Below are 15101 nucleotides of genomic sequence, written 5' to 3'. Positions count from 1 at the left end.
TCTCGCAAACCATAAAAGAATACAAAAAATACGAATAGAACCATGAGCGAACAAGCGAATTTATTTGATCAAACTCCACCGCCACCAGGCGATGGTGAAACCCTGACCCTGGCGACCTTTGCTGAGCGCGCCTACCTCGATTACGCCATCTCGGTCGTCAAAGGCCGCGCCCTGCCCGACGTGTGCGACGGTCAAAAACCAGTGCAGCGCCGCATCCTGTATGCGATGAATGAGCTGGGCCTGAACTCTGCCGCCAAGCCACGTAAATCTGCCGCAGTGGTCGGTGATGTACTGGGTAAGCTGCATCCACATGGCGACCAGTCCGTGTATGACGCGCTGGTGCGTATGGCGCAGGACTTCTCCCTGCGCTACCCGCTGATTGATGGCCAGGGTAATTTCGGCTCTCGCGATGGTGATGGCGCAGCGGCGATGCGATATACCGAAGCGCGTCTGACACCAATCTCAAGATTGCTGATGGATGAAATCGACCAGGGTACGGTTGATTTCCAGCCCAACTATGACGGCACCACCGAAGAGCCCAGGCTCCTGCCCAGCCGCCTGCCCTTCGTCTTGCTGAATGGCGCATCCGGCATTGCCGTCGGTCTGGCAACAGAAATCCCTTCGCATAATTTGACTGAAGTCGCCAAAGCCGCAGTAGCCCTGATACGCAACCCGGCCATGAAGCATGCCGAGTTGATGGAATACATCCCTGGTCCTGACTTCCCGGGTGGCGGGCAAATCATTACGCCGGCATCCACCATCGCCGATATGTATGCGACTGGCCGTGGCAGCATGAAGGTGCGTGCACGCTGGAAGATAGAAGAAATGGCACGCGGCCAGTGGCAAGCCGTGGTCACAGAATTACCGCCTGGCACGTCCTCACAAAAAGTGCTGGAAGAAATCGACGAGCTGACCAACCCTAAAATCAAGCTGGGTAAAAAGACGCTGTCGCCAGAACAGGTGGCATTGAAACAAGTCATCCTGTCAGTGCTCGATACGGTACGCGATGAGTCCGGCAAGGATGCGCCGGTACGCCTGGTACTGGAACCAAAATCCAAAAACCAGGACCAGGCCGAGTTCATGCAAATGCTGCTCGCCCATACTTCACTGGAAACCTCAGCATCGATCAACCTGGTGATGATAGGCGGCGATGGCCGCCCACGTCAAAAAGGTTTGCTCGACATTCTTAGTGAATGGATAGCCTTCCGCTTCACAACAGTCACACGCCGCACCCAGTTCCGCCTGAAAAAGGTAGATGACCGCATCCATATCCTGGAAGGCCGTGAAGCGGTACTGTTGAATATCGATGAAGTCATACGCATCATCCGTGAATCTGATGATCCCAAGCCTGCGCTGATTGCGGCCTTCAAGCTGTCAGATATCCAGGCTGAAGATATTCTGGAAATTCGCTTGCGTCAGTTGGCGCGTCTGGAAGCGATCAAGATACAGCAGCAACTGGATGAATTGCGCAAAGAAAAAGCGGGCCTGCATGACTTGCTGGAAAACCCTTCCTCAATGAAGCGCATGCTCATCAAGGAAATCGAAGCCGATGCCAAACAGTTTGGCGATGCCCGTCGTACCGTTATCGAAGAAGCTGCCAAGGCTTCAGTAGAACAAAAAGTCATCGATGAACCCGTCACCGTGGTCATCTCGGAAAAAGGTTGGGTACGTGCACGTACCGGCCATGGTCATGACAATGGTCAGTTCACCTTCAAGGCGGGCGACAGCCTGTACGGCACCTTTGAATGCCGCACGGTAGATCAATTGCTGGTATTTGGTTCGAATGGCCGCGTGTATTCCGTCGCCGTCTCTGCCCTGCCCGGTGCCCGTGGTGATGGCGTACCTATCACTACCCTGATAGACCTGGCCGCTGGCAGTAAGATTTTGCATTACTTTGCTGGCAGTGCCGACATCAGCCTGTTACTGTCATCGACTGCTGGTTATGGCTTTACCGCAAAAGTCGGCGACATGGTAGGCCGCATGAAAGCCGGCAAAGCTTTCATGACACTGGAAGAAGCAGATCAACCGTTGCCACCTGCCGTAGTCGCTGACGACGCCAGCGCGATTGCCTGTTTGTCAGAAAAAGGTCGTTTGCTGGTCTTTGGCCTGGCAGAAATCAAGCAACTCTCCAGCGGTGGCCGTGGCGTGATCTTGATGGAACTGGAAGACAAGGAAAGCCTAGTGTCAGCTCAGGCCATCAGCCAACGCGGTGTACGCGTGCTTGGCATAGGTCGTGGCGGCAAACCGCAGGAAGTCAATCTCAGTGCAAGCGGTCTGGGCATCCATATCGGTAAACGTGCGCGCAAGGGCAAGGCGCTGGAAGCCAAGATCAAGGCTAGTGGCTTGCAGAAAATTACGGCAAAAGAGTAATGGCTGTTTGCGTTTGATCAGTAGTGTTTGCTGATTGTGACATTAAAAATCGTCCATGAAATAAGTGTCATGGACGATTTTCTTTTTCAAAGCTGTCGATAAAAGCGGGCATACCACTGTATGCGATGGGAATACTTGACTAGAGAGGCAATATTTCTTTTCGCGGCCTTTTCGAAAATCTTGTATTCCACTCGATTACATAGTCCTTTGCTTGCTTGATATCTTTTGCTGTCATGGCTAAATCAGCTATTTGTAAATAACTGTCAGCAGTTTTGCAAATCTTGCAATCTTTTATCGAATTTGACTTTGCGATCAAGAGCCATTTATAGGCTTTGACTGAGTTCGCGGATTTTTTAAAGAAAGACTCTGCCCCAAGGCTTCCATTCCTGTCATACCTGTCAAGATAAAGCTTAAAAAGCAGGAACTGTGTTTCAACATCACCTTGATCAGCTGCCTGTTCAAACCTCTTTTCCGCTTCTATATCATCTTGTGGGACGCCATCGCCATTCATGTAGGCAAGACCAAGATCATGTTGCGCGTCCACGCTACCCATATCGGCTGCAATCCGGTACAGCCTGATTGCTTCAGCTTGATTTTTTACCGCTCCCTCACCACGACGACTGGCACTCGCCAAGCGCGTCCACGCTTCCGCCATGCCATGATCGGCTGCTTTTCTATACCAGCTCAGGGCCAAAGCACTGTCTTTTGCTACACCCAGACCTTCCTGGTATAAGTGGGCGATATTGAATTCCCCCATAGGAGAGCCCGCATTGGCAGCAGTAACATACCATTTCAATGCTTCAGCATAACTTTGTTTTACGCCCAAACCTTGCTCATACAAATAACCCAGATTGGCCATCGATTCCAGATGCCCTTGTCTGGCTGCCTTGCTGGTCCAGGTAAATGCCTCATCTCCATTCCTGGCAATATCTTCACCTATCATGTAAATGAAACCCAGACGCGCCTGAGCAACGACTACGCCTTGTTCTGCTGCTTTCCTGTACCACTTCAATGCCTTGCTGGCATCCCTGGAATGCGGCTGATTTCCTATCCCCTGGTCATACAGCATTGCTAAATTATTTTGTGCGACAGGGTCGCCATGATTTGCAGCTTTTTCATACCAATACAGTGCCTGGGTGTCACTCTTCGCGACAGCAAATCCATTCGCGTACATAAATCCCATGGATGTCTCGGCCTTTGCAAAGCCACGCTGAGCCGCTGGGCGAAACCATCTCAATGCCTCATCATAGTTTTGAGCAGCACCCCTGCCTGTTGCAAACATCAGACCCATTTGGTATTGAGCATCGGCATCGCCCTTAACGGCTTTCTCGCGTATGCCATTAATCTTCGCATCATCAAGGCTAATACTGTTTGCAGACTTCACATCTTTTTCACTTGCAGTCGACATGTCTGCCGCACCAAGCATCAAGGATGACAGGAAAATGGCACGCAACAAACTGCTTCCTGACTTGCGCAATACCGGCTTTGCAGGAGACGGCTTAGATTGAAGTGCCGAGGCGCGGGCTTGAAATAAAGAAAGGCGATATTTGATCATTTTGACATTGGTATTTTCTTCGCCCATTTCCTCTCCCATTTTGCAGATGTCGTATCGATTGCAGTATCAACAAAGAAATCATGTGCCAAATTATAAAGACTTTGAGACCTAAGGTACGAGGTCTGAGTCGCTTTTTTTGGCATCACTCTTTAGCGAAGCAAAAGAAATATAGTCGCTAGTCCATAGCTGACAAGCAATCGCAAAATTACATGTGCATGCTTTTCAAATCAAGGCCCCGGATTGGCTACGCATCCGAACAAATAAACTTCATAGAATACGATGAACGTCGCTAGATTCCTGCCAAAAGCATGCAGGAATGACGTAACTACGGCTACTGTATTTGACGTGACAGGCTTCGGTAAAAGACTTACCTACTTCCTCAACTTCAACACCCATCTCGGCAACAGATTGAGCAACGCGATCAACCACTTCATCTGCCACGGAAACACCCGCCTGTCCCGTCGCGCAGTAATTGCATCCACAATCAAGGCCACTGCCTTTTGCTCAGACATGATAAAAGGCTTATGACTGGCATCGCCCTCATTCAAGGCACGCAGCTTCGCGGTATCAATATAGCCAGGTACTATCGCAGTCACGGCAATGGAAAATGGTTTGAGTGCAATGCGGTAGGTATCGCACAAACTCAAGACACTGCGCTTGGTCGCGCTATAGACGGACGCGCCGGGATAATCGTGCAGCAAACCCGCAACCGATGAGATGGCCACCAGCTGCCCCGATTTTTGCAGCAGCATTTTTTTCGCAGCCAGTTCAAATGCATGGCTCAGGCCACTGACATTGGTGCGCAGCATGTGCAGGGTGGCAGCCTCATCCAGCAAATGGCTGCGGGTATTGTAATAAATACCGGCGGTAACGATGAGCATGTCCAGGCCCTGCCCAGCAAAGTCATCAATGGCTAGTGACAAGTCGGCGCGATCTGCGATATCGAGTTGATAACTGACTACCCCACGCAAGTCAGTAGGTAGGCGCTGCAGGTCACGGCCACAGACTGCGACTCTGGCACCGCGCTGCAGATAGTGACGCGCCAGGGCCAGGCCTATGCCACTGGTGCCGCCTATGACCATGATGCTCTTCATGCCTAGGCCATGCCCCGGCTGTATTTGTCGCTGCTGCGTATCATGGCAGCTTCGTCATACGCAGCTTGACGGGTAAAGGCTTCCATGCCGCGTGCATACCCATATTGCCATTGGGCTTCCATATAGGCAGCATAGGTGGCATGGGTTTCTGGCATGCTCAGGCGTATGCGGTTATTGCGCCAGTCCAGTTTCTTTTGTACCGACTCCTTGGCCAAGACCGTCGCCACATCAGAAGTATCAATACGCACATCGACTGCCTGACCATTTGCATAGCGCAGGCGGGCATTACCATCGAGACCCAGGACTGTACGCCAGGCAGGGATGGAAAAAGCCTGGTCAAAGCTTTGCTTGAATTCCATCATGACTTCATCGGCCAAGCGCTTGGCAATCTCTATGGGAAACAAGTCCAGTACGCCACCAAAATAATTGCCATCAGTGTGGGTATGGCAGCGGAAGTAAAACATGTCAGTGATAGAAATACGTGCTGCCAGACTGGTTGGCGTTTGCACATCGCACAATAACTGCTCTGAAATGGCATGCTCACCCCAGCGCGGGTCTGCCAGTGGCGAGGCCATGCCATCCAGTAGCGCTGCAGCTCTTGGATCACAAAACACGGTTTCGGCAAATAATTTGCGCTGGCCACGGGCAAGGCCGACTTCGTTTTCATCAAACAGCAATTTGCCGCCTATGATGGCAGTCGCTACTGACTGCTCGCTTGCCGTCAATCGTGGCAAGGGCAATTCCGCCGGGATTTCAAACAGGTATTCGTTAAACAGATCAGGTATGGTGCTGGCAGAGTCACGGCCAAAACCACGTTTGGCGGCTAACGCCAAGGCGCGGACTATGCCTGCCCTGGGAGAAGATTTCAAACCGCTCCAGTAATAGTACATTTCTTCAGAGCTTAACCATGCCCTGCGTTGTGCATCGTCAGGAAACCCGGCAATGATGCTTGCCGCAATAGCACCGCCGCAGCTGGCCAGCAGGATATCTGGCGCACGGCCAGCCTCGCAGGCGGCTGCGTACATGCCCAGGTAAATACCAAAACGAAACCCACCACCTGCCAATACCATGCAGCGTTTATATTTTTTAACTTGATTCATCCTGCTAAAATATCACACTGTTAAGGCTAAACATATATCAAATGCCATCTACTCCTGCAACTGTGCAACACCGCTTGCGTCACTGGTTGCTGAATTCCCTGGTGTTTGGCTTGTGCTATCTGACCGCAAATATGCTGGCGCAGCAGCAAGGAGTGATAAGACACGCTGCCCTGTCATTTGAGGCTGGCATCCCGTTTTTGCAATGGATGATATTGCCCTACCTTAGTTCAGGCCTGTTTTTTTGTCTGACATTCTTTGTAGTGCGCAGTCAGGATCAATTACGCCTGCTCAGCCAGCGCCTGTTACTGGCAACCGTCATTGCAGCCTTCATCTTCGTGCTCTACCCTCTGCAATTCAGCTGGCCCAGACCTGCCATCTCCTCTACATGGTGTGCATATCTATATGATTATCTGGCGCTAATGGATAAACCATATAATCAATTACCCTCGCTGCATGTTGCTTACTGCCTGCTATTCTGGAGCGCCTTGCGCGAGCACGTCCACACAACACCGCTGCGCATGGCGCTGGCTACATGGCTACTTCTGACAGCTGCCTCGACGGTATTCACTTATCAACACCATTTGCTGGATGTGCTTGGCGGCAGCTTGCTGGGATTGTTTTGCCTCATCTTTATCAAACCAAAAAGGGCAGAACCGCATGTGGCGTTTTATTACCTGATATTTGCCAGCATATTTTTTATCACAGGCTTCATCTTTGCCCATAGCTGGCTGGCTTTGTATATAGCATGCGGTCTCGCCCTGGTCAGCCTGGCTTACTATCGTAACGATGTTCACTTCCTGCATAAAAAACAGGGGCAATATCCGTGGTGGATATGGTTCATGTATGCCCCTTATTTGCTCGGTTACCAGCTTACCTGGCTGGCCGTTGTCTGGCGTGAGAGGCGCAAACCCGTCATCATCAAATTGACAGATCGACTCTGGGTGGGGCGCCGCCTCAGTAGCCGGGAGGCAAAACAACTGCCGCCAGATTGCAGCATCATCGACCTGGCAAATGAACTCAGCGAAACGCCTGCCTTGCGCAAGCACGCTTATAGACATTTCCCTCTGCTTGATCTGCTTAAGCCGGGCAAACAGGTAAGCGATGAAATTTTGCAATACATGCGCCAGGAAATTGAAATGGGCAAAACAGTTTACCTGCATTGCGCCATGGGTTATAGCCGATGTATATTGCTGGCCAAACTGTATATGTCACAAGGAACAAATAGCAGACCATGAGTTTTTCTATCTACCAACTGAAGCCGCGCTTCCAGCAATTGCTGCAACCATTGCTGACGGGACTGGCGAAGCGACATATCACGCCAAATCAGGTGACCTTGTTGGCAATGGTCCTGTCCATCGCCTATGGCATTGCGCTGGCCTGTTATCCTCAGAATAAAAGCTTGTGGCTGGGCCTGCCGGTCTTTATGTTCGTGCGCATGGCGCTGAATGCGATAGATGGCATGCTGGCCAACTTCACGTTGCAAAAAACTGCCTTTGGAGCCATTTTCAATGAAGTGGCAGATCAGGTTTCAGATGCCGCCCTGGTCTTGCCTTTTGCCCTGGTGGCAGGCATACATCTGCCCTTGTTGATTGCAGTGGCTATGCTGGCCCTGCTGACAGAGTTTGCTGGCGTTGCAGCCTTGCTGGCAGGCTCAGAGCGCCGCTTTGATGGCCCCATGGGCAAAAGCGACCGCGCTTTTGCCTTTGGTTTGCTGGCCCTGCTTGTAGCTTTTCAACTACCAGCGATCTGGCTGAATGCCGTGTTGACCATCGTCCTGCTGCTCTTGCTCTGGACTTTGTTCAATCGGATAAAACGGGCACTGCCGCATCACGCTGCGCCACCGACACCGTAAATATCCCGGCGATGCCAAGCTGGGTCGCAATCTTTTTGCAACCTATGCTGGCGACCAGGGCATCCATCTCTGCCTGTGGACGTGGACGCATTTGCCATGACTGGCCGCGATGGCTATTCAGGGTCTTGGCGATCATCAATAACTGCGGATGCCATGGCTGGCCGGTGTACACCAGATGCCCGCCAATTTTCAATTGCTGCTGTATGCCGCGCAAGGATGCCAGTACCAGCACATTGTCACTGAACAGCTCATACAAGCCAGAGACGATGACGATGTCATAGGCATCTTCTTCCGCCGGGTAACTGGTTGCGGCAAAGGCATCGCGGCATTGATAGCTGATCTTGTTTTTCAACTGCAAACGTTCTGCGAGTAATTTGGCCTGATCCAGATTGGCCTGGTCAAAATCGCGCAGGCTGATTTCTATATCGCGGTTCTGGAATCGCTTGATGGTTTCCAGCACATAGCGACCACCACCGGCAGCAATATCAAGTATGCGCACAGGCTGGTCCGTCGGATATTGCTGTATCAGGTCAGACAAAGTCTGCTGCATCTGCGCCTTGCGCTGGCGTATGCCGCGCCAGCCTATCGCATCCAGATAACCACGGTCTATCATGCCGCCTATCAGCAAACGGCCACCTGCCTGGTTGCGATAAACATAATCGAGTGATGCGCCGGAATCAAAACCGTGTTGCAGGCCTATCGTCATGCCATTGCTAAGCCTGCCCAAGTGACCGAGCATGAATTTTTGCATGCCGTAAAAGGCGTTTTCCAGCGCCCCACCTAATTTGCCTTGTTGCAGTGCCTGGTATTGGCGCGCACTCTGGCTTAAGGTATCGGCTTTGAAATAGTGCGGCAAAGGCAGCAATTCTTGGGCATAGCATTCATTAATGAAATCCTTCGCTGCCTGTATGGCTTGCTGCACCTGGTTTTCGCTCTCATAAAAAATCGCATGATGGCAGTTTTCTATGAGGATATAGCGCTTCAGTGTCGAAGAGATCGTTTCAAAAAACTGCTTTTGCGGCGCCTGCTTGACGACGTAATCCTTATCGGCGACCAGCATCAGCACGGGTGCATCTATCGCCTGGGCATCCTGTACTACGCGCTTGGCAGTATCGGCCAGGTCCAGCAAAACACGGGCAGAAATATTCTCGGTAATCAGCGGGTCGGCATCATAAGCCTTGGCCTGTTCGGCTGAATGCGTGAGCATGGATGAGCGTATATAGCTGGTGACAAATAAGTCAGGCTTGAAGCAGGTGGCAAAACGCAGCGCTGGCTTAGCCAATGGCACGTACAGATTGATATCAAATGCCGCTGCAGCCATGACCACACCACGCACGCGCGGTGCATAGTCATGCAACCAGGTTGCGGCAATCACGGCACCCACGCTGTTTGCCACAATGAGCATGTTTTCTTTGTCTATACCATAGCTCTGCTGGATGTGATTGATGAAGCTGTCAAAGTCGCGCACCATGGTTTGGAAATCAGGTGCATCGCCGCGCTCACCCGGTGAATTGCCATGACCACGCGCGTCCCAGGCAAAAGCCCAGTCCTGGGTAAAACCGAATTGCTCGACCAGCGGCCCTATACGTCCAGAATGCTCATGGCCGCGGTGTAAAAATATCAGGGCTTTTTGTGGCTGACCCGCAGGAATCGCCAGCGGTTGCCAGATGCGGTAAAACAAACGGGTACTGTCATGGCTATCAAAGCCGGATTCACTGCACAGCCATTTTGTTTGCAATTCTGTTGTCATGCATAGTCCTTATTAAATTCTTTATCTCAAAATAACAATCCCAGATACAACAAGGGTGCGGTCAGGACCAGGCTATCCACCCTGTCCAGTATGCCGCCATGCCCTGGTATCAGTTCAGAAAAATCTTTGATCTTCAAATAACGTTTGGCTGCTGAAAAAATCAGGTCACCAGCAAAGCCGCCGAGCGACAGCAAAATACCCATCAGCATTAAATAACCGGGGCTGGCAAGATGCAAGTACATGCCAAGGCCAAGGGACACCAACATGGAAATCACGACACCGCCGATCAAACCCTGTACAGTTTTATTCGGGCTGATGGTGGGGGCGATAGTTTGCTTGCCGAAAATTTTGCCACTGACGAACTGGGCAATATCATTGAGTGCAGTTACCACAAACAGATAAAAAAACCAGGCCAGCCTGACTTCGTTTGAAAATGGCAGCGTCAATAAATCCAGCATGAAACTCAGGCCGTAGCAGAGCAGCAAAAACAGCATGAGCAATAAATGATTGCGTTGTCGCCAGATAAAAAACTGCAGGGCTTGCAGACACAATAAACCAGGCAAGATCATGCCGGAATCAAAACTATCTACATATTGCAAACCCACCTGCAAAATCAGCAGAACAAAGCATGACAACAGGAAACGCCAGCGAGGGCCGGTGTAGTGCAGGGACAATTCACGCACTGCCAGCAAGACGATGAGCAAGGCCATCAGCAGCGGCCCAAGAGGATACAAAAACAGGCTCAGGCTGACGACAGGAAAAATAAACCACCAGGCATTCACCTGTTTGCGCAACTGGCTTTCGGGCGAGCTATGCCTGCCTACACCAACACTCGCAAACGCCAGCAGCAGGTAGAGCATCAACATGGCAGCCAGAGTCGAATTGCCGAGAAGAAATTTTGAAAACACTAAGCAACCTGAACAACAGTAAAGATGCTCCAGTGTACACCGAACTTTGTCTGTACTTGCTTTTTCAATATGTAAGCATAAGAAACAAACGACATGCTTGTCGATTAACATTAAATCAACTGATTCACCATAAACCGGCTTGCAGTATCCCTCAACGCAAAGGCAGGCTTTCAGGTCGAAATTTGCCTCAAGTCAAATTGAGGACGTCAGCCTGATAGATTGCCAGCTCTGGCTTTTCGTCAGAGAGTTGGTTCAAGGATTTTGCAAACTGCCTCGATGCCTCTACGCGAAAATGCTGCTGCAGCGCTGCCATGTCGTTCCAGCGTTCGACAAATACGAAGCGGCGTGGCTGCTGAACGTCACGACTCACCTCATGGGAAATGCATCCTGGTTCGGTACGAGAACGCAGTACATGCTCAATGGCAAGTCTCTGCATCTCCTCTTCTGCGCCTTCGCGAGCAATCGCATAGCCGGTTACGATGATCATGGCATGTGTCCTATATTACAAGAAAGATGTTCTCATGCCACCGGATACCCGCACTGATCCGATGGATGACAAGCATTGTATAAGCTGACGTCGGCAAATCAAAAGAGGTGTACCAACTTCCAATGATTTGCCGATCGTTTCGCTGCCAATACCCCACAAGCCTTTATTTTCCCAATGAACGTGCTGCGCGCTCAATGAGGGAAGCCACCACCTCAGGGTGGCTGACCAGCGACATGTGACTCGAGTTCACAGTCATGGTCGTTGCGCCGATGTGCTGGGCCAGGGCCTGCTGCACTCTGGGCGGCAAGGCCCTGTCATTCTCTGTCATAAGGTACCAGCTGGGCTTTTTCTGCCATGCTGCAGTCGTCACTTTGTCGACAAATGTGCGAGCGGAGATTGGCTGTTGCGTCGCCGCCAGCAGTCGTGCCGTAGGGACAGGCACATCCCCTGCCATGACTTGTCGATAAGCGACCGGATCGTCCAGCCAGATCAGTCCCTCCTTGTCTGGTGCCAGCCCTTCCATTGGTGATGCCAGGCGGTTCAGCATCTCGCCCACGGATTCTCCCGCATCCGGCACGAGTGCGGACAGGTACACCAGCCCCTGTACATTGTCGGCGTTGCCGGCTTCAGTCACCACCGCCCCAGCCCATGAATGGCCGACCAGGATAACACCACCTTTCTGCCTCTCCAGAACACGCCGCGTTGCGGCGACGTCATCGGCAAGCGAGGTTAGCGGATTTTGCACAGCCGTTACGTGGTAGCCCTTGCTGTGCAAGATTTTGATCACGGGCAACCAGCTTGAACCATCGGCAAAGGCACCATGCACCAGCACGATGTTGCGTATGGCTGAAGTAGGTGCAGCAGCGCCGGATAAGGGTGTTGCGAAACTGGTCACCATAGCCATGATCCAGGCTGACCAACGCCATAGACTGAATTTGATGTACATAGTGAACTCCCTCGTTACTGAATTGCCTTTGCACCGGGAGCCCATTCCGCGGGAAAAGCTTCGGCGCGCAAGGCGGCGTCGAAGCCCCTGACCTGTGGCTCGACGAGGTAATGTATCGCGAAAGAATCCAGCGCAAGCATGTGATCGAGTTCATCGCGATTGGCACAGCGTGCCAGCAGAAAACCACCGCTACGGTCTTCCAGCGGACCAGCGATGAGTATCTGGCCGCGGCGGGTATGCGTAACCAGCCAGTCGCGATGCGTGTCAAGATGTGCATTCACATCCTCAATTGGACGAATGTAGGTCAATGTGTCAAGGTAAAGCATGGGTTTCTCCAAAAGCTGAAGGGTAAAAATCAGATTGAATTGCTTTGGCGAACGACTTCTGCGACCGCTGCATAAGCGGTATGCATGGCCAGTTCCCTGGCCTCTGCGCCGCGTGACAGGTTCTCGGCGCGCACGAAGCTGACGTCGGTGATACCGATAAAGCCGAACACAGCTTTCAGGTAGTCTTCCTGAAAATCCATGGCGGTCGCGTGCCATGCGGAATAAGAGCCACCACGAGTAGATGCGACCAGCACGCGCTTACCTGTGGCAAGGCCCACCGGGCCCCTGTCGGTGTAGTGGAAGCTGCGCCGTGGTTGTACCACCCGGTCTATCCAGGATTTCAACTGGCTCGCTACCGAGAAGTTGTACATCGGCGCACCAATGACGATCACATCACTGGCCAGCAATTCAGCGACCAGCGCAGTCGAACGGGCATGCTCAGTCGCCACACTGGCGGCAGGCACATCGCTATGGACAGGCCGGAACCCCGCAGCAATGGGGCCATCCAGATGAGGAATGGCATCGGCAACGACGTCACGGTAAATCACACTGGCATCTGGGTGCGCGCGCCGGATTTCGTCAACGATGGTGGCAGTCAAAGCCCGGGACGCGGAGGCATCCGTCAGGATGCTGGAATCGATGTGAAGAATTTGCATGGTAGTACTCCTAAAAAAGAAAGTTGCGCTCTTGAAAATGCATATTTATTTTTTGGCCGGATAGACCAGAGGCAGGTAAATATCCAGCAGCGCTGTACCGGCAAGATCCGGATAGGCCTTTAACAACTGACTCTTGTAATCGGCGGCATTGGCTACCGAGCGACGGATGCGGTCAACCGTATCGAGGTAAGCCAGGTCTTGTTCAATGACCTCACGACCGGCAGGCTGCCCATGTCCCGCAAGAAAACTCGTGTAGCGGGTTTCGGCCAGCAGACTTTCCAAGGCATTGCGCCAGCCATCGGTTGGTCCGGGCAGCCACAGGTGAACGCCGTTGTAGAGCAGATCCTGGGCAATGTAGACACCCAGTTCCGGCAGCTTGATCACCAGTGACTCGGGGGCTTCGCTATCCTTAACGGTCGCAAATTCTACAGTGACGCCCTCGATGACTTCGATGCCCGCTGTTGCATCGCGACTTGGCAATGTCAGGTGTTGTGCCACCATCCTGGGGCCCAGCCGGGCGGTCCATATCGCGATCTGCCTGGGGCCATCCTCTTCAATGTGATGCCTGACACCAGGCAGGTCATAGACTGTGACGTCGGGGAAAGCGTCGCCCATGCCCAGATAATGATCTGGATGTTCGTGCGAGATGTAGAAGCGAGTGACCGGTTTGCCGAGCTTGCTGATGTAGGCCTTGAGATCTGCCGCATAGGGCGCGAAAAATTGTCCATCAACCACGAACAACTGGCTCTTGAATTCGATAATGTGGCTGGTAACAGCAAAAGCAGATGTCGGCGCAACCAAAGTATGGACAGTGACATTTGGCGTGGCCTTGACAACCTGAGCAAGGGCGTGCGGGCGGGTATCCTCTTGTGCGTATGCCGAAATGGGGTAACTAACATCCCCGCAAAAAAAGTAGATGTCAGAAGACCGAGGGTAAGTAATTTTTTCATGATGTCATCAAAAGTATTTGAACAGGCTTACAGAATCTGCCAAATGATGATTGCTGTCCAAGACAGAATATGGGATAGTTGAGACCTGAAAGGACTTAACCATGCTAGATTTGCGTCAGCTCCGGTATTTCATTGCGGTGGCAGAGACCGAAAACGTCGGTCGCGCCGCTGAGCTACTCCACATTTCGCAATCACCACTGAGTCGCCAGATCAAGCAGCTTGAAGACCAACTGGGCGTGCTGCTTTTCGAACGTAACAAGAAGCGGCTGCGCCTGACACAAGAAGGACACGACTTACTGGGTGAAGCGCGCGCACTCATGGCGAATGCCTTGCGTGTCGAGGCATTTGGTCGCCGCCTGGGTTCAGGTACCGTGGGAAGGCTGGCAATTGGCTACGTCGAAGGCGCCTTGCATGCAAATATCCTGAGCCCGGTACTGCGACGGTTTCGGCGCACCAGTCCATCGGCGGCGCTGTCCTTGCAAGGGCTGGGCACCACAGTGCAATTCGAGCGCCTGCGCCAGCGTACCCTTGACGTCGGTTTGACTTACCGGGCACCGGAGCAAGCAACCGGTCTGAGCAGCGCCGTGATGCTTGACGAGCCGCTATTACTCGCCATGCATAAGGATGATCCGCTGAGCAAATCGAAAAAAATTCAGCCGCAACAACTTGATCAACGTCCCTGGATTGCCGTTGTCCGTCAGCCTGTGGATACAAGACGCCCTGCACTGCTGGCGGGTTGCCAGCGAGCAGGTTTCATACCTGATATCGCTTATGAAGCCTCCGATCCACTGTCGGCGCTACATCTGGTCAGCGCAGGTGTCGGGCTAAGCCTGGTGCAGGCAAGTCTGGGAAATGCGTACGCATCAGAAGACCTTGTTTTCCGTGAACTGCCTTGGCTCGATCTACGGGTCAGCGTGCACCTCGTATGGCGCACAGATGAACAACGTCCACTGGTCGCCCTGTTTCGCAAGGCCGTTTTTCAGGATTGATTTCGCGTTGTGATGTGCAGACGGGATGATAAAGCAAGGTCACCGTCAAGTTTTTATTATGATGGGATTGGAATTAAAGTCAGACTTGTTCTTGATCAAGGTAAAAACAGTCCAAAAG

14 protein-coding genes are annotated in these 15101 nt (G+C 52.2%); 4 read left to right on the top strand and 10 right to left on the bottom strand.

Features of this window, described 5'->3' with window-relative positions; translation table 11 throughout:
• Positions 1-42 precede the first annotated feature (42 nt).
• The gene (gene parC / locus UNDYM_RS08890) at positions 43-2370 is read left to right on the top strand and encodes a DNA topoisomerase IV subunit A (protein ID WP_162040736.1); all 2328 of its coding nucleotides are present in this window, start codon (positions 43-45) and stop codon (positions 2368-2370) included.
• A 139-nt stretch (positions 2371-2509) separates the two neighbouring features.
• On the opposite strand, the gene UNDYM_RS08885 is transcribed toward parC, so the two are convergent.
• The 3 genes from UNDYM_RS08885 to UNDYM_RS08875 form a co-directional block, all read right to left on the bottom strand.
• On the bottom strand, positions 2510-3952 hold the full coding sequence (locus UNDYM_RS08885) for a tetratricopeptide repeat protein (protein ID WP_162040735.1): 1443 nt from the start codon (positions 3950-3952) through the stop codon (positions 2510-2512).
• A gap of 344 nt (positions 3953-4296) precedes the next feature.
• Positions 4297-5019, bottom strand: a complete 723-nt coding sequence (locus UNDYM_RS08880) for an SDR family oxidoreductase (protein ID WP_162040734.1) — start codon at positions 5017-5019, stop codon at positions 4297-4299.
• A 2-nt stretch (positions 5020-5021) separates the two neighbouring features.
• A complete protein-coding gene (locus UNDYM_RS08875) occupies positions 5022-6119 on the bottom strand; it encodes a patatin-like phospholipase family protein (protein WP_232063847.1) in 1098 nt (365 codons plus the stop codon).
• A 41-nt stretch (positions 6120-6160) separates the two neighbouring features.
• Here UNDYM_RS08875 and UNDYM_RS08870 point away from each other — a divergent pair, with 41 nt between their 5' ends.
• Positions 6161-7354 (top strand): phosphatase PAP2 family protein, encoded by a 1194-nt coding sequence (locus tag UNDYM_RS08870; protein ID WP_162040733.1) that lies wholly within the window; start codon positions 6161-6163, stop codon positions 7352-7354.
• The gene (locus tag UNDYM_RS08865) at positions 7351-7971 is read left to right on the top strand and encodes a CDP-alcohol phosphatidyltransferase family protein (protein ID WP_162040732.1); all 621 of its coding nucleotides are present in this window, start codon (positions 7351-7353) and stop codon (positions 7969-7971) included. The genes UNDYM_RS08870 and UNDYM_RS08865 overlap by 4 nt, the downstream gene beginning before the upstream one ends.
• Here the strand turns inward: UNDYM_RS08865 and UNDYM_RS08860 are convergent.
• The 7 genes from UNDYM_RS08860 to UNDYM_RS08830 all read right to left on the bottom strand — a co-directional run bounded on the left by UNDYM_RS08860 (position 7919) and on the right by UNDYM_RS08830 (position 13845).
• Positions 7919-9721 (bottom strand): bifunctional alpha/beta hydrolase/class I SAM-dependent methyltransferase, encoded by a 1803-nt coding sequence (locus UNDYM_RS08860; protein ID WP_162040731.1) that lies wholly within the window; start codon positions 9719-9721, stop codon positions 7919-7921. The genes UNDYM_RS08865 and UNDYM_RS08860 overlap by 53 nt on opposite strands.
• Before the next feature lie 26 nt (positions 9722-9747).
• Positions 9748-10629 (bottom strand): phosphatidate cytidylyltransferase, encoded by an 882-nt coding sequence (locus tag UNDYM_RS08855; RefSeq protein ID WP_162040730.1) that lies wholly within the window; start codon positions 10627-10629, stop codon positions 9748-9750.
• Between the two features lie 187 nt (positions 10630-10816).
• Positions 10817-11116, bottom strand: coding sequence for a putative quinol monooxygenase (locus UNDYM_RS08850; protein ID WP_162040729.1), 300 nt, complete (start codon positions 11114-11116; stop codon positions 10817-10819).
• 163 nt (positions 11117-11279) lie between these two features.
• The gene (locus tag UNDYM_RS08845) at positions 11280-12062 is read right to left on the bottom strand and encodes an alpha/beta fold hydrolase (RefSeq protein ID WP_232063845.1); all 783 of its coding nucleotides are present in this window, start codon (positions 12060-12062) and stop codon (positions 11280-11282) included.
• A gap of 14 nt (positions 12063-12076) precedes the next feature.
• Positions 12077-12388: a YciI family protein gene (locus UNDYM_RS08840; RefSeq protein ID WP_162040728.1), complete on the bottom strand. Its 312-nt coding sequence runs from the start codon at positions 12386-12388 to the stop codon at positions 12077-12079.
• A 29-nt stretch (positions 12389-12417) separates the two neighbouring features.
• Complete coding sequence (locus UNDYM_RS08835; protein ID WP_162040727.1) at positions 12418-13044, bottom strand: FMN-dependent NADH-azoreductase; 627 nt, start codon at positions 13042-13044, stop codon at positions 12418-12420.
• 45 nt (positions 13045-13089) lie between these two features.
• Positions 13090-13845 carry an MBL fold metallo-hydrolase gene (locus UNDYM_RS08830; RefSeq protein WP_162040726.1) on the bottom strand — a complete coding sequence of 252 codons (756 nt, stop codon included), beginning with the start codon at positions 13843-13845 and terminating at the stop codon, positions 13090-13092.
• Positions 13846-14095: 250 nt separating this feature from the next.
• On the opposite strand from UNDYM_RS08830, the gene UNDYM_RS08825 reads away from it, so the two are divergent.
• Positions 14096-14983, top strand: coding sequence for a LysR substrate-binding domain-containing protein (locus UNDYM_RS08825; protein ID WP_162040725.1), 888 nt, complete (start codon positions 14096-14098; stop codon positions 14981-14983).
• The last annotated feature ends 118 nt before the right edge of the window (positions 14984-15101 follow it).

This window comes from Undibacterium sp. YM2 (genome assembly GCF_009937975.1).
Taxonomy (GTDB): domain Bacteria; phylum Pseudomonadota; class Gammaproteobacteria; order Burkholderiales; family Burkholderiaceae_D; genus Undibacterium.
The sequence above is the reverse complement of the archived record's forward strand: the minus strand, read 5'-3'. Positions and strand labels throughout refer to the sequence as shown.